This window comes from Flavobacterium sp. P1_E4, from assembly GCF_056405915.1.
Window position 1 is genome coordinate 49,947 of sequence record NZ_JBFUBE010000016.1, and the last position, 22,245, is coordinate 72,191.

Below are 22,245 nucleotides of genomic sequence, written 5' to 3' on the forward strand. Positions count from 1 at the left end.
ATCTAAAAACAGCAATCTAAAATCTACTTACTGTAAACTTACTAATTTATCGACGCTCCAAGCTTCTGGTTTTGCATTGAATAATTGTTTGGTAAATGTCCAGACAGTATTGAAAAGCTCAGAATTCCTGTAGTTTTCTAAGTCATCTTCGGTTTCCCAATAACTATAAGTGAAGAAAATACTTTTGTTGTTTTTATCCTGATACAGTTCCAGGAAACGATTTCCGGGAGCATTTCGTATTTTATCTTTCATTAATTCAAAGTTTTCCAAAAAGGCAGGAATATTTTCCTCGTGAAAACTCAGTTTTACTATTCGTACAAACATGTTTAAATTTTATTTAATGCTAATGCAATATCAATTTCAAAGTAGGTTTAATTTTTAAATCGTATCGAAATCACATCCCTATAATTAAGTCCCAGTAATGTGCTTGCAGAACCGACCGTTAATGGATTACTTCTAAAAATTGCAATTTCAAGAAAGCCAGCTTCGTTGAAAATGGCCAATTTTTGGCCTTCATAATATTTTATCGGATATTTATCAGAACTGGCAATGGCCGAATAATAAGGTAAAATAGTTTTGATGGATTGGTTTCTGTATATAATTTCATAATCTCGTCCTTTGGAACATTCCAAAAACTGTTTCTTGGAAATATTGGTCACCACATTCCCAAAATGATCTATGTAAATTACATTTCCCTTTAATTGATTTCCGTCGTCGCTAAGGACTACTTGTAAATCGGTTACTTGTTTCAGGCTTTTAATTTCTTTCCCAATTACGTTAAGAACCCCACCTTTTGCAATATGACAAGCTACTTTGACAAAAACATCTAAATCGGTAGCGTCATTATGCAGTCGATCATGGATGGTTATTGCAACTATTTTTTGTGGAAGTATCTTTTGCGAAAGCATACTTAAGATACCATTATCAGCAGCAATAAAGAAATGATCATTCCATTGCATGACAATATGTTGATTTTCTTTGTTGGATTCTAAATCGACTCCAATGATATGAACAGTCCCTTTTGGAAAGCTGTCATAGGAGGCCGAAATAATATAACTGGCTTCAACAGTGTTAAAGTGATCTATGTAATGTGAAATGTCAATAATTGTAGCGTCAGAATACTCAGATAATATTTTCCCTTTCAAAGCACCAACAAAGTGGTCTTTTAAGCCATAATCGGTAGTAAGGGTAATTATTGACATAAAATTGTTTATAACTATTGGGTTTTGTAGCGACCGAAACTTATTTTTTCTTAAATTTGAGAAATGCAAAGCTAAAGTATTTTATACTTTATTTGAACAGAATTTAATTAGAATTAAAAACAAAAATTTATGCCTAAGTTTATTGTTGTTTTTTTTCTTTTCTTTTGTAGCCTGCATTGTTTTAGCCAGAACGGTTTGTCAAATACCACAACAGATAAATCGAATTTTTCAGGTAAATCAGGCGAAATCGAAAAAGAAAAAATAGAGGATGTTACAGCTATGGATATAAACGGAACTGAGATTGAATTGCTTTTTAAAGACAATCTTTGTGAAATTTTATCTATTAAAGCTTCCGATTTCTTGAATGAGTCTATGTTAAAAAAATTAAAGGCCAACGTATAATTTAGAACTAGAATTTCCCGGATTCTAGAAAGATGTTTTTTAGTATTATTTACCGATTTAGAAATTAAAAACTGTAATGGAAGTATTGCAGCGTAAATATTAAAATTGATTGAAACTCAATTATTAACTTAAAAACTTCTTATTTTGAACGAAAGAATCATCGAGCTCATCGACATTGCTCCAAAAGATTTTTGGGGCACTCAAGACTCACACCTAGAGTCAATTAAGAAATATTATCCAAAACTAAAAATTGTCGCAAGAGGCACTACTCTTAAAGCTTTTGGAGACAAAGATGTTTTAGATGAATTTGAAAAGCGGTTTCAGCGCCTGATGTTGCATTTCACCCGATACAATACTATTGATGATAATGTAATCGAACGAGTGATTCAAAGTGATGATCAGGAGGAAAGAAAAGCTTTTGGTCATGACAAAATTCTAGTTCATGGCGTAGGTGGAAAAATCATTAAACCTATGACTCCCAATCAACAGTTGTTGGTGGATACAATGGAAAAAAATGATATGGTTTTTGCCGTTGGACCTGCTGGTACCGGAAAGACCTACACGGGTGTTGCGATGGCAGTAAAAGCTTTAAAAGAAAAACAAGTCAAGCGAATTATTCTGACCCGACCTGCAGTAGAAGCTGGTGAAAATCTAGGTTTTCTTCCAGGTGATATGAAAGAGAAACTAGACCCTTATATGCAGCCTTTATATGATGCATTACGAGATATGTTACCCAATGAAAAATTGGAAGATTATATCTTAAAGGGAATTATTCAAATTGCACCTTTGGCTTTCATGCGTGGACGAACTTTAGATCATGCATTTGTAATTTTGGACGAAGCACAAAATACGACGCATTCGCAAATGAAAATGTTTCTGACTCGTATGGGAAAAAGTGCCAAGTTTATGATTACCGGTGATCCTGGACAAGTAGATTTACCTCGAAGAACAATTTCTGGACTTAAAGAAGCTATATTGGTTTTAAAAGATGTTGACGGAATTGGAATCATTTATCTTGATGATAAGGATATTGTACGTCATCGATTGGTGAAAAAAGTGATTGATGCTTACAAACAAATTGAAAACAATGATTATTAAGTTAGACTACTTTTTAGTTTAAGATTTAATGATAAAAAGTAATAATCAAATTAGAAAAGGAGAAACTCAATTATTGAGTTTCTCCTTTTTCTTTGTAAAATAAAGAAGATTCTTAGTTCTGTATTCGATTTCCCAATTAAAGTTAACATATCGATATAATTACGTTAAAAGCGGTTTATATATGGGTTACTTTTTGGGTATCTTCTTGAAATGCAATAAATTTGAAAATATTAAAAATGAAAATGAATTTTAAAATGTCGAAACAAAAAATTAAAGTAGTAATTAGTGATTTAGACGGAACATTACTTAACTCAGATCATACAATATCAGCCTATACCAAATCTGTTTTTCAAGAACTGCATGAACAAAATTATTTAATTATTGTTGCAACTGGGCGTCATCACATGGATGCTATGGCAATAGTTAGCAGTTTGGAGCTCCCTGTTTATTTAGTGACTTCAAATGGAGCAAGAATCCATTCACCAAAAAAAGAACTTTTGTATTCTTTTAATTTAGAAGGAGATGCAGTTAAATCGATTTTATCATTGGATATAGATCCAGAAATTACCACGGTTTTATTTAAGGAGACTGTTTGGCAAACTTCAAAAACGAATAAAAAACTTAATGCTTTTCAGAAAGATTTGGCCTATCCTCCAGAAGTGGTAGATTTTGCAGCATTGGATGATTATAGCGCCATAAAAATATTTTTTACCCATGATGACCATCAGAAATTAGTAGATTTGAGAGATAAAATTCTTGAAGATCATTCGGATGTGTTTAGTCATGCTTTTAGTTTGCCAATTTGTTTAGAGTTTATGGATAAATCTGTGGATAAAAGTGTAGCTATTGCCAAGATTCTTGAAAAAGAAGGTTATTCGTTTGAAGAAGCTATTTCTTTTGGTGATGGATTTAATGATGAAAAAATGCTAGACGCAGCAGGAATTGGATTAATTATGGGTAATGCACCAGAAAACTTAAAAAGCAAATTGCCTCATTTAGAAGTGATTTCAACCAATAATGAAGATGGTGTTGCCAAATATTTAACTGAAATATTAGAAGGATTTAGTGTTTCATCTTAGATATATATGATCAATTATTTTGTTGAAGTTTAGCTAAACTATATTTTAGGGATTCTATTTCATTGACAGTTTTAATCAAAATTTTATAATATTAAATAACACTTTTACCCTCTTTTTTTCAATGGAAAATAGGAGAGTGAGAGTGTTATTTTTTCTGTATTTTTGCAGGATTAAAATATAAAAAATGTTGAAAAAAATAATTATTTTGTTTTGTTTGGTCTATGGTATAGGTAGCCAAAGTCAGAGTTTAAAATTAGAAGAAATCATGAAAGGCGAATCATTTGTAGGTGTACAACCAACGAATGGGCATTGGTCTATAGATGGTAAAAGAATCTATTTTGAATGGAATCCGAATGACGATATTGATAAAAGCATCTATTATTGGGAGAAAGGAATGACAGCCCCGCAATTGGCTCCAGCAAAAGAAGCTAATTTTTCAAGAATTGATTTAAAAAGAAATCCAAATTCAGATTTAGGGTACTTTATTGAAAATGGGACTTTATATTCCTATTCCGTAAAGAATAAAATAACTAAAAAGCTCTTACAACAAGAAAATCCTGTTTCAAATTTGAAACTGGCTTTTGAAACTGGAGTGCTTTTTTTTGAACAAAATGGCAATCTTTTAAAATACAATGCCAAAGAAGGAACAGTATTGCAACTTACTAATTTTAAGGAAGGAAATAAGCAAGAATCTGAAATTGAAAAAGAATCTTTCTTAAAAAGTCAGCAAAATGAATTATTTCAATTTATTCGTGACCAAGCGGCAAAAAAGAAATGGAATACTGAAAAAGAAAAGGTTAGCAAATCTGATTTTCCAAAGGCATATTTCTATGGTAAAAGTGATTTCGGAAATTTAAGTTCAAATCCTCAAGGAAACTTCGTAACTTTTAGATTAACAGATAAGGCTACAGTTCAAAGTGAAAAAATGGAGGTTTTTATAACAAAAGATGGTTATAATAAAACTCCTGATACTAAAGAGAAAGTTTCTGTAAATAATTTGGTGCCTTCAAAATTTGGAATCTATTCAGTTGCTAAGGACACTGTTTATTATATGAACTTCTCATCATTAAGTCATATCCAGGATGTACCTAAATATTACGATTCATACCCAAATTTAAAAAGTGATAAAAAAACAGATAAACTAATTGTTGTTCAGGAACCTATATACAATCAGGACGGAACTCTTGCAGTAGCCGAGATTAGAAGCCAGGATAATAAGGATAGATGGCTCGTGAAACTTGATTTAGAAAAGAATACTTTCGAAGAAATAGAGCATCAGCATGATGAAGCTTGGATTGGAGGACCTGGTATTCCGTCCTATGCTTTTGACTCTGGGATAATTGGTTTTCTTGGAGATAATGAAACCATTTATTTTCAATCAGAAGAAACAGGGTATTCTCATTTGTACACTTACAATATTAAAAATAAAAAGAAAACTCAACTTACTAAAGGAAATTGGGAAGTACGAGATGTGATTTTATCAAAAGATAAGAAAACCTTTTATTTGACAACAAATACTACCCATCCCGGTAACAGAAATTTTTATAAATTATCGACTACTGATGGTGTTTTACAGCCTATTCTAACTAATGATGGAGCACATGAAGTAAGTTTATCACCAGATGAAAGTACACTATTAGTTCGTTACTCTTTTAAGAATAAGCCTTGGGAATTATATTATGCTGAAAACAAAAAGAACACAAGTCTTCATCAAATAACTTTTTCGACAAAAGAGGAATTCAAAAAGTATCCATGGCGTACTCCAGAAGTGATTACATTCCAAGCTCAAGATGGAATATCAGTTTATGCCAGATTGTACAAACCTCAATCTGATAAAAGTAATAAAGCAGCAATTATTTTTGTTCATGGTGCTGGTTATCTTCAGAACGCCCATAACTATTGGAGTAACTACCACAGAGAATATATGTTTCATAATTTGTTGACAGATTTGGGGTATACTGTATTGGATATTGATTACAGAGGAAGTGATGGATATGGTCGAGATTTTAGAACAGGGATATATCGCTTTATGGGAGGGAAAGATTTAACTGATCAAATTGATGGGAAAAATTATCTAGTTAAAAATTTCGGTGTAGATCCTAATAAAGTTGGTATTTATGGAGGTTCTTATGGTGGATTTATTACTTTGATGGCTATGCTTACAGCTCCTAAGGAATTTGCTTCGGGAGCAGCTTTACGATCTGTTACTGATTGGGCACATTATAACCATGGATATACTTCAAATATTCTAAACTTTCCAGAAACCGACCCAATTGCCTATAAAAAGAGTTCTCCAATCTATTTTGCAGATAATTTACAAGGAAATTTGTTAATGCTACACGGAATGGTTGATGACAATGTAGAATACAAAGATATTGTTCGTATTTCACAACGTTTTATTGAATTAGGAAAGAAGAATTGGAGCCTTTCTTCTTATCCCGTGGAATCTCACGGGTTTAAAGAAACATATTCTTGGGTTGATGAATATAGTCGAATATTAAATTTGTTTAATACGACACTTCTTAAAAACTAAACGATATTATGTTTTGAGTCTGAATAATGTATAAACATTTTTGTGTATCTCTTTTAAACAGACTATTTTTGCCAAAACAACAACATTACAACACACTACTGATGAGCAATACAATTACTACTACCAATTTTAATTTTCCGAATCAAAAATCTGTATATCGCGGAAAAGTAAGGGAAGTTTACAATATAAATGACGATTTACTTGTAATGATAGCTACTGATAGACTATCTGCATTTGATGTCGTTTTGCCAAAAGGAATTCCATACAAGGGACAAATTTTGAATCAAATTGCTACAAAATTTATGGAATTGACTCAAGATATTGTGCCAAACTGGTTAATTGCCACGCCAGATCCAAGTGTTGCTGTTGGTCATTTGTGTGAGCCTTTTAAAGTTGAAATGGTTATTCGTGGATATCTTTCTGGACATGCTGCTCGTGAATATGCTCTTGGTAAAAGACAAATTTGTGGAGTAACTATGGCAGAGGGTTTGAAAGAAAATGATAAGTTTCCAGAACCGATTATCACACCAACTACAAAAGCCGATAATGGAGAACACGATGCCGATATTTCAAGAGAAGCTATTTTGGCTAATGGAATAGTTACTGAAGAAGATTATTTAGTATTAGAAAAATATACTCGTGCTTTATTTCAAAGAGGAACTGAAATCGCTGCAAGTCGTGGTTTGATTTTGGTGGATACAAAATACGAATTTGGAAAAACCAAAGACGGTGTTATTGTATTGATTGATGAAATTCATACTCCAGATTCTTCTCGTTATTTCTATTCTGAAGGATACCAAGAAAGACAAGATAAAGGGGAAGAGCAAAAACAATTGTCAAAAGAATTCGTAAGACGTTGGTTAATCCAAAACGGTTTTCAAGGTTTGGAAGGACAACAAATACCAAATATGACAGATGAATATATTGAGACTGTTTCGGATAGATATATTGAGTTGTATGAAAATATTCTTGGTGAGAAGTTTGTAAAAGCTGATATTTCGAATATCAATGAAAGAATTGAGAAAAACGTTTTGGCTTACTTGACTCAAAGATAATTAGAATCAAATCGCTAAATAGCGATAAATATAAAACCATAATTCTTTGATTTGAATTATGGTTTTTTTATTGTTTTTAGTTGTTGTAATTGTAAATAATAACAAAGAGATACTATGTTTGGTTTAGCCCCGATAGCAGTGGAAATCCTTTTTGTTTTTTCTTTAAAAATAAAAAGATTGTAACGAATAGCGGGAACAATGCTTCCAAAAAAAAACTTTTGTTTTTGCTTCAAAAAGAAATAAAAAAAAACTCTTCGCGAGGAAGAGTTTGATATGCTTATTTTTTATTGATGTCTTCTAAGACCGCTTTGTTCTCGTAGTTAATCACTTTGATTATGATTTCTTGGTTTTTTCTGGTTTTGCCTTCAATAACGTATAGTTTTCCTTTTTTGTAAGGAACATTACTTTGGTCAAAATCGACGTCTCCAAGTTTAAGTGTGTTTTTAATATCGGTAGTGTCAATCCATTTTTGCGATAAAATAAGGGAAGCTTTATCCGAATAGAAAAAAGGTTTACTGCTTAAATCTTTCAAAACTCTGGCATTTGGGAAATAATTACAACGAGTATCTTTTCCGCTGAATATAGCTGCAACTACAAATAAACCCATTATCAAACCTACTAGATAGTAAGCAAAACGTTGTATAAAATTCATATTTAATATTTATTGTTTTTTATTGGTCATATGTAATTCGCATATTTACTGTTGGTCTTAACAACCTATTTAAATGTATGCTCATTTCATATTTTAATTTTTGCGCAAAGGTATGGGAAAGTTTAGTTAAAAAACAATTAAATTAATATCGTTATCAGGTAAATCAAACCAATCGCCAATGGCTTTGTTGGTAAGTATGCCGTGATACAAATAAATACCGTTTTTTAGGCCTGCATTGCAACGTATAGCGCTTTCAATACCGCCATCTTCTGCAATTTGCAATAAATAGGGAGTGATAATGTTGCTTATGGAAAGCGAAGCTGTTTTAGAGTAACGGGAAGGAATATTGGGTACACAATAGTGCAAAACATTATTCTTTATAAAAGTAGGTTTTTCGTGTGTCGTAACTTCAGATGTTTCGAAACAACCGCCGGTGTCAATACTGATGTCAACAATTACGGCACCTTTTTTCATGTGTTCAACCATGGTTTCGCTCACTACAACTGGGCATCGTTCTGCTCCTCTCATAGCACCAATAGCTACATCACAGCGTCTTAAAGCTTTGAGTAATGCTTTTTGTTGAATGGTTGAAGTAAAAATGCGTTGGTTTAAGTTGTTTTGTAAACGACGTAGTTTGGTAATTGAATTGTCAAAAACTTTAACGCTGGCTCCAAGTCCAATGGCTGTTCTGGCGGCAAATTCTCCTGCAGTTCCGGCTCCAAGAATCACCACTTCGGTTGGGGCAACTCCTGTAATGTTACCAAACAATAATCCTTTTCCGAATTCATTGGTAATCATTAATTCGGCAGCAATTAATATGGAAGCAGTTCCTGCAATTTCACTCAATGATTTTACGGCAGGGTAGGAGCCATCAGTATCTTTTAGATATTCAAAAGCAAGTGCGGTTATTTTTTTTCGGGATAAAGCTTCGAAGTATGATTTTTTTCTGGTTTTTAATTGAATCGCAGATAAAACAATTGTTTTTGGATTCATCATTTCAATTTCGGCAACTGTTGGTGGCTCTACTTTTAAAAGCATTGGACAACCAAAAACTTTTTTGGTGTCTTGGGTAATTTCGGCACCGGCTTCGCTATATTCTTTATCACTATAACTGGAACTTACACCAGCTCCAGCTTCAATCATTACTCTATGTCCTTGATAGGTAAGGGAATTCACGGCATCAGGTGTAAGGCAAATGCGTCTTTCTTGATAACTGGTCTCTTTTGGAATTCCTATAAAAAGTTGGCTTTTATGTCTAGCTATTTCTAGTTTTTCTTCTTGAGGCAGTAATTGTTCTTTTGTGAATGGACTTAGAGACATTGATTTCATGTAATTAGTGGTACAATTTACAAAAAAGATTCAAAGTATTATGTTTTACCAGTACCTAATTCAGAACAAGCGCTTGAGTTTTTTACCGCAGATTCGCAGATTTTAATGCAAAATTATTAGTGAATTAACCGCTTTCAGCTGAATTAACGCAAATTAGTTTTTATGAAATAAGGAAATTCTAATTTTTTTAAAAAAATAAATTAGCGAATCTGCGGTCATTTTTTTTGCTTATGAGTTTGCTCTAGCATCTAATTAAATTATCTAAAAATAACAGAATTAAGATATTTTTTTCTCCATTTTGATATCGGCTCTTTCATAAACACCTTCTTCGACAGGAATTTCAATGAAGCCAAAACTCTCATATAAATGTATCGCAGGAAGTAATTTTCGGTTGGAATACAGAATCAATTTTTGAATTCCTTTCGCTTTTGCCTCATTCAAACAATGTTCCATTAGTTTTTTGCCAATGCCTAAACCTTGATTTCCATCAGAAACAGCCATTTTTGTTAATTCAAATGTGGTATTGTCTATTTTTAATAAAGAAACCGTACCGACAATGTTATTGTTGTATTGTGCATAAAAAATCATTCCGCCTTTGTCTATTATTTCGCCTTGAGGATCGGATAATACTTTTTCATCTTTAGGTTCAACCTTAAAATATTTATGAAGCCATTCTAAATTTAAGGTTTTGATTGGCTCCTTTAATTCGATTGAAAAAGGGATGATTTCGACTTTATTGGTATCTAAACTCATTATTCAATTACTTTAATTCTAATAAACGCTCACCATTAGGCAATAATTCGATTGTAATTACAGTGTGTTGTAGCGGAATCAAATTCTCAATTTTTTCAGACCATTCGATAAAACACCAATTTCCGGAATATAAATAATCGTCAACACCCATATCCAATGCTTCCGTTTCTTTGTTTAATCTGTAAAAATCAAAATGATAAACCGTTTGATTATTGTCTGTTTGGTATTCATTTACCAAAGAAAACGTAGGACTGCTGGTTGCGTCATTTACGCCCAATGTTTTACAAAGCTGTTTGATTAATGTTGTTTTACCAACGCCCATATCTCCATTGAAAAGGATTACTTTATTGGGGTTTTGATCTAAAATTTGTTTAGCAACCTCTGCAAGTTGTTCTATAGAAAATGTGATAGTCATTCTTTTGTATTCAGTTATGAATTATAGTTTTAAATGCAGTTTTCAATTTTTTCATCAGCATAATAACTGCTAACTAAAAACTGAAAACTGTCTTCTTTTTTTATTTTGGGTTAAAAACCAGAAAAGGAATAATCATTTCTTCCAATGAGATTCCACCGTGCTGATAAGTGTTTTTGTAATAACTAACATAATGATTGTAGTTGTTTACATAAGCCAAAAACAAATCATTTTTTGCAAAAATATACGAACTACTCATATTTATGGCAGGTAAACCGATAAGTTTTGGTTCTTTTACGGCATAGACATCCTTTTGTTCGTAAGTCAAACTACGTCCTGTTTTATAGCGTAAATTTAAACTGGTGTTTTTATCACCTACCACTTTTGATGGATTTTTTACATTGATTGTACCGTGATCGGTAGTTAGTATTAATTTGAATCCTAATTTTTGTGCCTGTTGAATAATTTCCAGTAACGGTGAGTTTTTGAACCAACTCAAAGTCAAGGAACGATAGGCTTTATCATCAGAAGCCAGTTCTTTTACCACATCCATTTCTGTTTTGGCGTGTGAAAGCATATCAACAAAATTGTAAACTACAGTCACAAGATCGTTGTCTTTTAGTGATTTAAAACTTTCGGCTAGTTTTTTTCCGCCGGCCAAATTGGTGATTTTGAAATAATCTTCTTTTAAATCTAGTCTTAAACGCTTAATTTGGGCCGTTAAAAATTCGGCTTCATACAAGTTTTTACCTCCTTCTTCCGGGTCATTTTTCCAATATTGTGGAAACTGTTTTTCCATTTCAAGAGGAGTTAATCCAGAGAAAATAGCATTTCTAGCATATTGCGTAGCCGTAGGAAGTATAGAGAAATAAGGGACTTCTTTTTCAAGTTTGTAGTAATTGCCAACAACACTTTCAAATGATTTCCATTGGTCATAGCGTAAATTGTCAATTACAACAAAAAGTACGGGTCTATCTTTTTTCAGAATCTCCGGTACGACCAATTCTTTGAATAAATTATGGGATTGAATCGGTTTGTCTGCTTTTGGTGCAAACCAATCTTCATAATTGCGTTCAATGTATTTCCCAAATTGAGAATTGGCTTCCACCTTTTGCGATTCGAGAATTTCAATCATTCCTTGATCATTGATATTCTCCAATTCAAGTTCCCAAAAAATAAGTTTTTTGTATAATTCCACCCAATCTTCATAGGAGTTGACCATTGCCATTTCCATAGTGATTTTTCGGAACTCTTTTTGGTAATCCAAAGTCGTTTTTTGCGAAATCAATCGGGAATGGTCTAAGTTTTTCTTCAAACTCAATAAAATCTGATTAGGATTTACGGGTTTGATAAGATAATCGGCAATTTTAGAACCAATGGCTTCTTCCATTATATATTCCTCTTCACTTTTGGTAATCATTATCATCGGAATAGAAGATTTTTTCTCTTTCATCTCAGACAATGTTTCCAAACCGCTCATTCCGGGCATATTTTCATCAAGAAAAACAATGTCAAAATTGTTTTCGTCAAAAATATCTATGGCATCACGACCATTATTACAAGTGGTAACGCTGTAATTTTTTTTCTCCAGAAATAATATATGTGGTTTCAGCAAATCGATTTCATCATCAACCCAAAGTATTTTTATGTTCTCCATTTCAATTTATTTTAGTGCAATTTAGTTTTATAGAACTTAAATAATATTAAAAATAGTATAAAGTTGATTAAAAATATTTCGGAGTAACCATATTTGTTGTTGGGAACAGAATTTAATTCTAGTTAAAGACAAGAGTAAAAAGAATAACCGCAGATTCGCAGATTTTAATGAATACCTATTCAATAAATTGATTTCTTTGAAATTAGAAAATTTAATTTTCAAGAAATTAATCTGCGAATCTGCGGTAAAAATAAAACATATGTTTGCTTTGAGAATTTAATGCGCATTCTAGGTTTAAACACTATTTTTGCAGGAATAAAAATAGAACTATGTTATTTCTTATTCTGTCTGTTATTTGCAGCGTGACTGTAGGTGTTATTTTCAAAATTGCTCGCAAATATCAAGTGTCTGCAACACAAATTGTGGCGTATAATTATGTATTCGCTTTAGCGTTGTGTTATTTGGTTTTTAGCCCAGATTTAACGGTTTTGGACGCTTCTTCGCCTTGGGGAATCTTCATTTCATTGGGTATTTTGTTGCCTGTTGTATTTCTTTTTCTGGCGACTTCCATAAAACATATGGGCATCGTAAAAACCGATGTTGCTCAACGATTATCACTGATTATCTCCATTTTAGGAGCCTGGTTGTTTTTTGGAGAGCAATTCAGCGGACTTAAATTGACTGCCCTTTTGTTTGGATTTCCGGCAATCATCCTTATTCTGGATAAACCTACCGAAAACAAAGAGAATAAATGGATTTATCCAACACTTGTATTGCTTGGTTTTGGAGTGATTGACCTTCTTTTTAAACAAATAGCGCTGACTTCTACATTGCCTTTTACCACTTCGTTATTTGTTCTTTTCTCGATAGCGCTTGTTATAATGATACTTTTCAATGCTTATGAAATACTTTTCAAGAAGACTAAAATTGATTTCAAAAGTGTCATTTTTGGAGGTTTGGTTGGGGTTTTCAATTTTGGAAACATCCTGTTTTATCTAAAGGCGCATCAGGCATTTGCCGAAAATCCTTCTACTGTTTTTGCCGGTATGAATATGGGGGTTATTATGATTGGCAGTCTTGTGGGGATTTTTATTTTCAAGGAAAAAGTAACCAAGTTGAATATAACAGGCCTTTTGCTGGCCTTGATTGCAGTTATTTTTATAGTGATTTCCCAGTTGAAATAATCTAAGTTTCAGGAGCGAAAGAATGGGCTTTATTAGGAAGGATGGATTCCTGCTTTCCGCTATATTCCTTCCCGTCAAAAAAGACGGGACGGGATGACGCTTCCATCAGGGCTAAAGAGTTGGTATTTTGGATTTTTAGGAACAAGCCCCAAAAAGAAAAATTACAAAAAAAATAAGTTGGAGAGGGCACGAATTGCAAATCCACGCTATCTGGTTGCCAAATCATCCCAAAGACAAAACCAACTTTCCATTAAGCCTATTGCCCAAATCTTTTGTAGTACCTGTTAGCATTCGTAATTTTTATTCGTTAGCTAAAGAACTCTTTTATTTTATTCAATATTGATTTCTTTTCTATGTTTATTTCTTCAGTTCCATCGTCCATTCTTGTTGGTATACAATCAAATGATTTTATAAAAGTAATTAAACCATCTGTCCCGCCATACGGAAAAGAATATGCATTGAAAATTAGCTTACCTTTATTTGGGTTGATTAATAAACAATCAATATATTCAATTTCATAATTTACTTCCAATAACTCTATTAGAGAATAAAAATGCCAAACATTTTTACTCAATTTTACGGTTTTAAAATCAGGTTTGATATCATTTTCAACAAAATAAAATTTCTGTAAACAATACTTTGGAAAATTCTCAAGCCAAAATTTATCACCTTTTGGTTTTTGAAGCTCTTTCGCTTCTTTTATTAATTTGAACACACGTTTCATATCTTCAAAATTTTGAATTTTGAGAATGTCGAATTCGATATATTCATTTATACTTTGTGCGATGTTCATATTATGAGTGCTAATGTTCTGGTGCTTGGCGAGGTTGGGGAATAAAGAGGCGAGATTTTTCGGTTAGACACAAATTTTTCAAATACAAAACCATCTTTAAATTTAGCCTAAAACCCCAATCTCGCCAAACGGCTGTTATGTGGCGTTTTTTATCTCAATCTTGTTTATTTCACTATCATAAGTCATTGTCAAATGTCTATCCCAATTCAAAAATTCGTCACAAGTAAATTCAAGTTTTGTTTTATGCCAATTTTTAAATTCTATTATATCCATTTGAATTGGGCTTTCAATTCGTTCTTTCTGGTTTATACTTGTGGTAATTTTTTCAAAGTTGTAATAGTCAGCAAGAATAAAATCTCCATTCGGTGCAACTGTTAGATTTTGATATTGTGGTTGGTCTTCAAAATCTGTCAAATTTCCCGTTTTTCTGTCAAGTTTAAATAAGTAGTCAGAAGTCAAGACCAAAATAATATCACGCATTGTCGAGATAGCAACTTCTCTTGGAAATCCACGAAAATGTCCACACCATTCTGAATAGTCATCATTGGTGAACTTTATAAATGTCCAACTTTGAGAATTCCACACGCTTTCATTGTCGTAAACTCTTTCGCTGTATTCTCCTGAATATGGTTGATTTATTATTTCTGCTTTGATTATCATTCGTGGTTTTGGTTCTTAAAATGCCTCATAACTTTTGTATACTTGCTATACAGCAGCAACTATAAACCTACAACTGGGTTGATTGACGATGGTTTATTTTGTTTTATTCCTTTTCCAAATATAGATAATAATACTCACAATTCTGTAAAGGGAGAATTTTGGTTATTTTAACTATTTTTATACTCCGCTCAGTAAAATAGGGCGTCCGAAGAGAAAATAATGACCTGATACGTGCTTCGGAGTCTCTGTTGTATGCTTCGGACTGCCTGATACGAGCTTCGGACTCCCTCAAACGGTCTTCGGACAGCGTCAAACAATCTTCGGACTGCTTCTTGCGAGCTTCAGACAGCTATTTTTAGTTTTTTTTCTTTTTTGAATGATGATAAAAAAGCAAAAGATCTTCCTTTAGCCCCGATAGCAGCGGAAATCCTTGTGAGCCGGGGTTCGGCTCACAAGATTGTAACGAATAGCGGGACTAATCTTGATAAAAGAGCCAAATGTTTCTGCTCCAAGTTTATAATAGAACTCGATTGCAAAAACGGTAGAATTGAAATTGTAATTTTTTTCATTCCGCATTTTTATTATATATTTGACGAATGTTATCAAGCTCATTTGCGTCAGATTGCAAAGGATAACAGCCTAATAAAATAAATATTAAGTGAATATGAAATCGCTATTAATGAGCAGTTTGCAGAGCAAACACCAATGAATAGCAAGCGATAACATATATGACATCTAATAAATAATTTTTACAAATATGAAATTACTAGAAGGAAAAGTAGCCATTATTACTGGCGCAAGTCGTGGAATTGGAAAAGGAATAGCCGAAGTTTTTGCAAAAAATGGAGCAAATGTTGCCTTTACTTATAGCTCATCAGTAGAATCTGCAAATGCTTTGGAAAATGAATTGAATGCTTTGGGGATTAAAGCCAAAGGATATAAATCTAATGCAGCTGATTTTAATGAAGCACAAACTTTTGTTGATGCAGTTTTGGCTGATTTTGGAACTGTCGATATCTTGATAAACAACGCTGGAATCACTAAAGATAATTTATTAATGAGAATGTCCGAGGCTGATTTTGACCAAGTTATCGATGTTAACTTGAAATCGGTTTTTAATATGACTAAAGCGATTCAGAAGACATTTTTGAAAAAACGCGCTGGTTCTATCATCAATATTAGTTCTGTAGTTGGTGTTTCTGGTAACGCAGGTCAAACAAATTATGCAGCTTCGAAAGCAGGTGCTATTGGGTTTACTAAATCAGTAGCTTTGGAGTTGGGTTCACGTAACATTCGTTGTAACGCAATTGCTCCAGGTTTTATTGAAACTGAAATGACTGCAAAATTGAGCGAGGATGTGGTAAAAGGATGGAGAGAAGGTATTCCTTTGAAACGCGGAGGTTCTACAGAAGATGTTGCAAATGCTTGTTTGTTTTTGGCCTCTGATATGAGTGCTTATATTACAGGTCAAGTTTTGAATGTTTGCGGTGGAATGCTTACCTAAAATAATTATGAATTATAAATGATGGATTTTGAATGTAGAAATAATTAAAAATTCATTGTTTAAAATATAAAAATATGACAGCAGGAACGATTCTATTACTTCTACTTTCTTTAATAATAGCGGGTTGCTTGTCATTTTTTCAATATTTATACAAAGTCAAAAACAAATCGAATGTGTATTTGTTTTTGACTTTTTTGCGTTTTCTGAGTATTTTTTCGATTTTGTTGCTTTTGATAAATCCCATTATCACGACCAACAAACTGGAAATTATCAAAACGCCATTGCCTATAGTGGTTGATAATTCAAGCTCTATCTCTTTTTTGAATGCCAAAGAAAAAGCTCTGGAATTAGCCCAAAAATTAACTTCAAATAGTGCTATTCAAGAAAAATTTGAAGTGCAATCCTATCTTTTTGATACCGATTTTCGACAATCGGACAGTTTGACTTTTAAAGGGAATCAAACTAATTTGGATTTGGTTGCAAAAAACTTGAAGAGTATCTATAAAAATGCGTTTTATCCAACTGTAATCATAACCGATGGAAATCAAACTTCCGGAAATGATTACGTTTATAGTTTTGATGAAAACAATAAAGTTTATCCTTTGGTTTTGGGTGACACGACCAAAGTTTTTGATTTAAAAATCAATCAGCTGAACGTTAATAGATACGCATTCTTGAAGAATAAATTTCCGGTTGAAGTGTTTTTGCAATATGCCGGAGATAAAAATGTGACGGCAAATTTTAGTATCACACAAGGAAATGAAGTGCTGCATAAAGAAAGTGTTTCGTTATCGCCATCTAAGAAAACAGCTGTAGTAAATGTGCTTTTGCCTGCTAATAAAGTGGGATTACAGGTTTATAAAGCTAAAATTGAATCCAAAGAAAGTGAAAAAAACACTTTCAATAATATCAAGAATTTTGCAGTTGAAGTTATAGACCAAAAAACTACAGTTGCCATTGTTTCGGCCATAAATCATCCTGATATTGGTGTTTTAAAAAGAGCGATTGAATCCAATTTGCAACATAAAGTAGTATTGTTGAAACCGAATGAGGTAAAGTCGTTGCAGGATTATAATGTGCTTGTTTTGTATCAGCCAAATTCGGCTTTCAAGTCTGTTTTTGAAGCGAATAAAAAAGCCAATTTAAATACTTTTGTCATAACAGGAACCGCTACCGACTTTTCATTTTTGAACCAAGAGCAAAACAATTTTGTTTTTAAAATGAGTAGCCAGGAAGAAGATTATTTGGCTGGTTTTGATTCGCAGTTTAATCTTTTTGCGGTGGATAATTTAGGTTTTGAAAATTTACCCCCTTTGCAGAATAATTATGGTTCAATAACCTCAAATGGAGAAGTCAATATATTGCTTTCAGCCAAAATCAGAAATATAGATACCAAAGCGCCTTTATTGTCTTTTACGGAGAATCAAGGGAAAAGAGCGGCTTATTTGTTTGGGGAAAACAGTTGGAAATGGAGTCTGCAAAGCCATATCGACAATCAATCTTTTGAAAAATATGATGTTTTCATCAATAAGATAATTCAATATTTGGCTTCCAATAATGCCAAAAAATCATTGGTTGTCAATCACGAAAGCTTTTACAACTCTGGTGAAGCTATCGAAATCACTGCTCAATATTTCAACAAGAACTATGATTTTGATGAAAAAGCACGTTTGACAATTGCTGTGACCAACGTTAAAACAAAGCAAACCAAGAATTACGACCTTTTAAAAGGAAACAATACCTATAAAGTTAATCTTGACGGGCTTTTGGCAGGAAGTTATAATTTCTCGGTAAAAGAACTAAACTCTAAAACATCGTATTCTGGTCATTTTGAAATCCTGGATTTTGATATTGAAAAGCAGTTTGTAAATCCAGATGTTCAAAAATTGAAACAAGTGGCAGCACAAACAAAAGGAAAGGATTTTTACCCAAATGAAATCGATGCTCTGATAAAAACACTTTTGAAAAATGAGGAATACAAAGCTGTTCAGAAAGATATCGTGACCAAATCTCCTTTAATTGATTGGAAATGGTTGCTGGTTCTGATCGCTGTTTTCCTTTCTACCGAATGGTTTGTTCGAAAGTATAATGGGATGTTGTAATTATTAATTTAGACAAAAATGCGATTATGGATTTTAGACTAAAAGTATTTTACACTGTAGCTACGCGATTGAGCTTTACAAAAGCCGCTGCCGAATTATTCATCACGCAACCCGCAATTTCTAAGCACATTCAGGAATTGGAAGAAGAATATAAAATTAAACTTTTCGAAAGAAACGGTTCGAAAATAGCGCTCACCAATGCGGGTGAAATGTTATTGAGACACACCAAAAACATCTTTGAAATTTACAGGGAAATCGACTTTGATATGAGTACTTTTATCAATGAACGTAAAGGCTTGCTGCGGTTGGGAGCGAGCACAACCATTTCCCAATATATTATTCCGCCGCTATTGGCTCGTTTTCATCAAAAACTGGAATCCGTCAAAGTGAATCTGTTAAACGGTAATACGGAACAAATAGAAAATGCCCTGCTGAATAAAGAAATTGAAATTGGAATTGTTGAAGGACAATCCAAAAATCAATCGATAAAATACACGCAATTTATTAGGGATGAGCTGGTTTTGGTTTGCAATTCCAATAATCCATTAGTTAAAAGAAAAGAAATCGATCCAGCCGATCTTAAATCGTTGCGATTCCTTGTTCGAGAACAAGGGTCTGGAACACTTGAAGTTATTGAATATGCTTTAAAACCTTTTCATATTAAAATAGATCAATTGCAGATCGAAATGCAATTGGGAAGCACTGAAAGTATCAAATCGTATTTGATGAATTCGAATTGTGTTGCGTTTATGTCAATTCACGCCGTTGATAAAGAGTTGAAAAATAAAGAATTGCAAATTATTGATGTCGATAATTTGATAATTGAACGTTATTTTTACATCATTACTTTACAAGGAAAATCAGATTCTCTTTCTGAATTATTCATAAAAAACATTTCAAGCTATTATAACCTAAAGTTATAGTAGATTATTATTTACGATTGGCAACGCTGTAGATTTATAGTGATCTTTGTGATGTTAAAAAGAACAATACTAATGAAAGCGGCTATAGTTAATATCCAACAATTATTGAAAATGAATGCTGTAGTACAGCAGGTCATTTTCATCTTAATAATTCTTCTTTGTTTATTCCCTATTATTTCTCCTCCTATTGCTTTAGTATTAGGTTTGGTTATAGCTAATGTCTCTGGACACCCATTTTTACATTTAAATCATAAAGCGACCAATATATTGCTGCAAGTTTCAGTAGTGGGATTGGGGTTTGGTATGAATGTCAATAGTGCTGTTGCTGCAGGAAAGGAAGGTTTTGTTTTTACGATTGGTTCCATAATAGCAACCATAGCTTTGGGTACTTTATTAGGGAAATTGTTTAAAGTTCAAAAGAAAACATCACATCTCATTTCCTGTGGGACTGCAATTTGTGGAGGAAGTGCCATAGCTGCAATTGCTCCTGTGATACAGTCAGACGAAAAGCAGACTTCGGTGGCGTTGGGAGTTATATTCATTCTTAATTCAATTGCTCTGTTTGTTTTTCCATTGGTGGGACACTGGTTGAATATGTCTCAAAACGATTTTGGCTTGTGGTGTGCCATTGCAATTCATGATACGAGTTCTGTAGTAGGAGCGGCCAATAAATATGGCGCAGAAGCCTTGCAAGTAGCCACAACGGTGAAATTAGCCAGAGCTTTGTGGATTATTCCTGTGGCTTTGATTACAGCAGTGGTTTTTAAAAATAAAAAGAGCAAAGTTAAGATCCCTTATTTTATTGGATTGTTTATTTTGGCTATGGTTTGCAATACCTATTTTTCTCCTGTTGCAAGTGTTGCCCCACATTTGGTCTCAATAGCAAAGATTGGACTTACTGTTACTATGTTTTTGATAGGAGCAGGGCTTAATAGTACTGTTTTGAAATCTGTCGGGATGTTTCCTTTGTTGCAAGGTGTATTGCTTTGGGTAAGTATTGCTGTTGGGACTTTATTGGCTATTCTATATTTCTAAAAATGTTTTCTTCTTGCGTTTAATGGCAATAAAATGCAATCGAATATAATCATAGTAAAGTGCAATCAATAGAAAAATAGCTGCTATTAAAAGCGTTTCAAGTGCTAAATATCCATATATAAACCCACCTATGAAACAACCGAGAAAGAAGAATGAAATAATCGAAAGTCTTAAGTAGATACTGGTTTTTAAGGCTTTTCTTTCTTCAGATTTTTTATAGAAAAACAATTGAGACAATTCAATTCCCAAATCAGTAAAAAGTCCAGTTAAGTGGGTTGTTCTTACTGTTGCTTGCGAAATTTTAGTGACTAAAGCGTTTTGGATTCCCATAGCAAAAAGAAGACCAAATGCAATCCATTTGTCATTCAATAAATGTGTACCCATAATACCCAGAGTAACCAAAATAAGAAATTCGATAGTTATCGAGGGTAAATGAGAAAGTTCTTGCTTCTTTTTTGAAACTAATTCGGCTAAAAAATTAGACGTAAAAGCTCCCGCCAAAAAGAACAATGTATAAATTAAAAATACAATGGCAGCTTGATAATTGTGTTTGGTTACTTCTTCGGCAAAAAAAGCAAAATGTCCAGTAACATTGGTAGTCAATGTTTTTACGGCCAAAACCCCCGTTACATTAACAATTCCCGCTACAAAAGACAATAATGTAGCAAGACGCAAATTATGTTTAGAAGTTCTGTTTTTGCCTTGATGTCTAAACATTTTAATTTATTTTCTTTGGATTAACATAAATTTAAACCTGATTTGTTCAAATTATCTTTAAAAAAAATACTTTTGTAGTTCAATTAAATAAATATAATGAAAAATTTTAAATTTAAACCTACAGCTATTACTTTTTCTGTTGTTGGTGTCGCTTTTGTTGTTTTGTCGTGGGGTGTTTTTGGACACGAACATATCAATAATGCGGCAGTTATGGCGTTGCCAAAACCAATGCAGACTTTTTTTTACAATCATCTTGATTTTATAACTCAGGAATCAACTGTACCTGATTTGCGTAAATACACATTACGTGATAAAGCTGAAAATCCACGCCATTATATGGATTTGGAGAATTTTGGCGACATTGCATCTATTCCATTGCCATATGAGGAAGCAAAGAAAAAATACGACGAAAAATTTTTATTCGATAACGGTATTCTGCCTTGGTATATTCAGGAAACGATGACGAAGTTGACAAAGGCAATGAAAGACAAAAGAAGAAATGAAATTTTGTTTTTGGCAGGAGATTTGGCGCATTACATAGGCGATGCAAATATGCCTTTGCATACTTCTGCAAACCATGATGGACAGCTTACCAATCAAAAAGGGATCCATTCTATGTTTGAATCTCGTATCCCGACAATGTTTGGAAAAAATTATAATTACTATACGGGCGAAGCCAAGTATGTTGACAATGTTGAAAAAGCTACTTGGGATATGTTAAAAGATTCACACAGTCAAGTAGAGCCTCTTTTATTGATTGACAGAAATCTGCGTGCAAAATTCACTCCTGAAACTATGTATGATCATGATGCGAATGGAAATATTGCCAAAGGTAAGTTTGGAGATTTGATATATTCTAAGGAATATGTGACCCAATTGCACACAGCTTTGAATGGAATGGTGGAAAATCAGATGAGAAAAGCAATTGTTGCAACTGCCAATTTTTGGTACACGGCATGGGTAAATGCAGGGAAACCAAATTTGGATGAGTTAGATTCCAAAGAATTGACCAATCGCAATAAAAAGAATTTGAAAAATGATTTGAAACTTTGGAAAACTGGAAAACTTTTCGGTTTGGAAATTGAGAATGATTTTGATTAGGCTGTAGTCTAAAACAAATAAAAAAAGCCTGTAAATATTGATTTTACAGGCTTT

At 33.0% G+C, this 22,245-nt stretch carries 21 protein-coding genes; 11 read left to right on the plus strand and 10 right to left on the minus strand.

Annotation, left to right across the window (positions count from 1 at the left end):
• Nucleotides 1–27: 27 nt before the first annotated feature.
• Both AC1DY0_RS14310 and AC1DY0_RS14315 read right to left on the minus strand, forming a co-directional pair.
• Nucleotides 28–324, minus strand: coding sequence for a putative quinol monooxygenase (locus AC1DY0_RS14310; RefSeq protein ID WP_477189266.1), 297 nt, complete (start codon nt 322–324; stop codon nt 28–30).
• 47 nt (nt 325–371) lie between these two features.
• Nucleotides 372–1,202, minus strand: coding sequence for an SAM hydrolase/SAM-dependent halogenase family protein (locus tag AC1DY0_RS14315; RefSeq protein WP_477189267.1), 831 nt, complete (start codon nt 1,200–1,202; stop codon nt 372–374).
• A 129-nt stretch (nt 1,203–1,331) separates the two neighbouring features.
• Here AC1DY0_RS14315 and AC1DY0_RS14320 point away from each other — a divergent pair, with 129 nt between their 5' ends.
• From AC1DY0_RS14320 to AC1DY0_RS14340, 5 genes are all read left to right on the plus strand, one after another.
• Complete coding sequence (locus AC1DY0_RS14320) at nt 1,332–1,604, plus strand: hypothetical protein (protein WP_477189268.1); 273 nt, start codon at nt 1,332–1,334, stop codon at nt 1,602–1,604.
• A gap of 144 nt (nt 1,605–1,748) precedes the next feature.
• Nucleotides 1,749–2,702, plus strand: coding sequence for a PhoH family protein (locus AC1DY0_RS14325; protein WP_477189269.1), 954 nt, complete (start codon nt 1,749–1,751; stop codon nt 2,700–2,702).
• Nucleotides 2,703–2,938: 236 nt separating this feature from the next.
• The gene (locus tag AC1DY0_RS14330) at nt 2,939–3,781 is read left to right on the plus strand and encodes a Cof-type HAD-IIB family hydrolase (protein WP_477189270.1); all 843 of its coding nucleotides are present in this window, start codon (nt 2,939–2,941) and stop codon (nt 3,779–3,781) included.
• Nucleotides 3,782–3,965: 184 nt separating this feature from the next.
• The gene (locus tag AC1DY0_RS14335; RefSeq protein ID WP_477189271.1) at nt 3,966–6,314 is read left to right on the plus strand and encodes an alpha/beta hydrolase family protein; all 2,349 of its coding nucleotides are present in this window, start codon (nt 3,966–3,968) and stop codon (nt 6,312–6,314) included.
• 101 nt (nt 6,315–6,415) lie between these two features.
• Nucleotides 6,416–7,369 carry a phosphoribosylaminoimidazolesuccinocarboxamide synthase gene (locus tag AC1DY0_RS14340; protein ID WP_477189272.1) on the plus strand — a complete coding sequence of 318 codons (954 nt, stop codon included), beginning with the start codon at nt 6,416–6,418 and terminating at the stop codon, nt 7,367–7,369.
• 277 nt (nt 7,370–7,646) lie between these two features.
• On the opposite strand, the gene AC1DY0_RS14345 is transcribed toward AC1DY0_RS14340, so the two are convergent.
• The 5 genes from AC1DY0_RS14345 to porX all read right to left on the minus strand — a co-directional run bounded on the left by AC1DY0_RS14345 (nt 7,647) and on the right by porX (nt 12,172).
• Complete coding sequence (locus AC1DY0_RS14345) at nt 7,647–8,021, minus strand: DUF4258 domain-containing protein (protein WP_477189273.1); 375 nt, start codon at nt 8,019–8,021, stop codon at nt 7,647–7,649.
• 126 nt (nt 8,022–8,147) lie between these two features.
• Entirely contained in the window at nt 8,148–9,341 is a 1,194-nt protein-coding gene (locus AC1DY0_RS14350) for an alanine dehydrogenase (RefSeq protein ID WP_477189309.1), read from the minus strand.
• 285 nt (nt 9,342–9,626) lie between these two features.
• On the minus strand, nt 9,627–10,103 hold the full coding sequence (locus AC1DY0_RS14355; RefSeq protein ID WP_477189274.1) for a GNAT family N-acetyltransferase: 477 nt from the start codon (nt 10,101–10,103) through the stop codon (nt 9,627–9,629).
• 7 nt (nt 10,104–10,110) lie between these two features.
• Nucleotides 10,111–10,518: a tRNA (adenosine(37)-N6)-threonylcarbamoyltransferase complex ATPase subunit type 1 TsaE gene (gene tsaE, locus AC1DY0_RS14360; RefSeq protein WP_477189275.1), complete on the minus strand. Its 408-nt coding sequence runs from the start codon at nt 10,516–10,518 to the stop codon at nt 10,111–10,113.
• A 100-nt stretch (nt 10,519–10,618) separates the two neighbouring features.
• Entirely contained in the window at nt 10,619–12,172 is a 1,554-nt protein-coding gene (porX, locus tag AC1DY0_RS14365) for a T9SS response regulator signal transducer PorX (RefSeq protein ID WP_477189276.1), read from the minus strand.
• Between the two features lie 329 nt (nt 12,173–12,501).
• Here porX and AC1DY0_RS14370 point away from each other — a divergent pair, with 329 nt between their 5' ends.
• On the plus strand, nt 12,502–13,356 hold the full coding sequence (locus AC1DY0_RS14370) for an EamA family transporter (protein WP_477189277.1): 855 nt from the start codon (nt 12,502–12,504) through the stop codon (nt 13,354–13,356).
• Between the two features lie 307 nt (nt 13,357–13,663).
• Here AC1DY0_RS14370 and AC1DY0_RS14375 read toward each other — a convergent pair whose 3' ends face one another.
• Entirely contained in the window at nt 13,664–14,149 is a 486-nt protein-coding gene (locus tag AC1DY0_RS14375; RefSeq protein ID WP_477189278.1) for a hypothetical protein, read from the minus strand.
• 135 nt (nt 14,150–14,284) lie between these two features.
• The gene (locus tag AC1DY0_RS14380) at nt 14,285–14,809 is read right to left on the minus strand and encodes a hypothetical protein (RefSeq protein WP_477189279.1); all 525 of its coding nucleotides are present in this window, start codon (nt 14,807–14,809) and stop codon (nt 14,285–14,287) included.
• A gap of 757 nt (nt 14,810–15,566) precedes the next feature.
• On the opposite strand from AC1DY0_RS14380, the gene fabG reads away from it, so the two are divergent.
• The 4 genes from fabG to AC1DY0_RS14400 all read left to right on the plus strand — a co-directional run bounded on the left by fabG (nt 15,567) and on the right by AC1DY0_RS14400 (nt 20,373).
• Nucleotides 15,567–16,313: a 3-oxoacyl-[acyl-carrier-protein] reductase gene (fabG, locus tag AC1DY0_RS14385; protein WP_116798052.1), complete on the plus strand. Its 747-nt coding sequence runs from the start codon at nt 15,567–15,569 to the stop codon at nt 16,311–16,313.
• Nucleotides 16,314–16,387: 74 nt separating this feature from the next.
• Nucleotides 16,388–18,415: a hypothetical protein gene (locus AC1DY0_RS14390; protein ID WP_477189280.1), complete on the plus strand. Its 2,028-nt coding sequence runs from the start codon at nt 16,388–16,390 to the stop codon at nt 18,413–18,415.
• Between the two features lie 26 nt (nt 18,416–18,441).
• Nucleotides 18,442–19,338 (plus strand): LysR family transcriptional regulator, encoded by an 897-nt coding sequence (locus AC1DY0_RS14395; protein ID WP_477189281.1) that lies wholly within the window; start codon nt 18,442–18,444, stop codon nt 19,336–19,338.
• Nucleotides 19,339–19,410: 72 nt separating this feature from the next.
• The gene (locus AC1DY0_RS14400) at nt 19,411–20,373 is read left to right on the plus strand and encodes a YeiH family protein (protein ID WP_477189282.1); all 963 of its coding nucleotides are present in this window, start codon (nt 19,411–19,413) and stop codon (nt 20,371–20,373) included.
• Here AC1DY0_RS14400 and AC1DY0_RS14405 read toward each other — a convergent pair.
• The gene (locus AC1DY0_RS14405; RefSeq protein WP_477189283.1) at nt 20,362–21,090 is read right to left on the minus strand and encodes a YoaK family protein; all 729 of its coding nucleotides are present in this window, start codon (nt 21,088–21,090) and stop codon (nt 20,362–20,364) included. The genes AC1DY0_RS14400 and AC1DY0_RS14405 overlap by 12 nt on opposite strands.
• A gap of 96 nt (nt 21,091–21,186) precedes the next feature.
• On the opposite strand from AC1DY0_RS14405, the gene AC1DY0_RS14410 reads away from it, so the two are divergent.
• Nucleotides 21,187–22,191: a zinc dependent phospholipase C family protein gene (locus tag AC1DY0_RS14410; protein ID WP_477189284.1), complete on the plus strand. Its 1,005-nt coding sequence runs from the start codon at nt 21,187–21,189 to the stop codon at nt 22,189–22,191.
• The last annotated feature ends 54 nt before the right edge of the window (nt 22,192–22,245 follow it).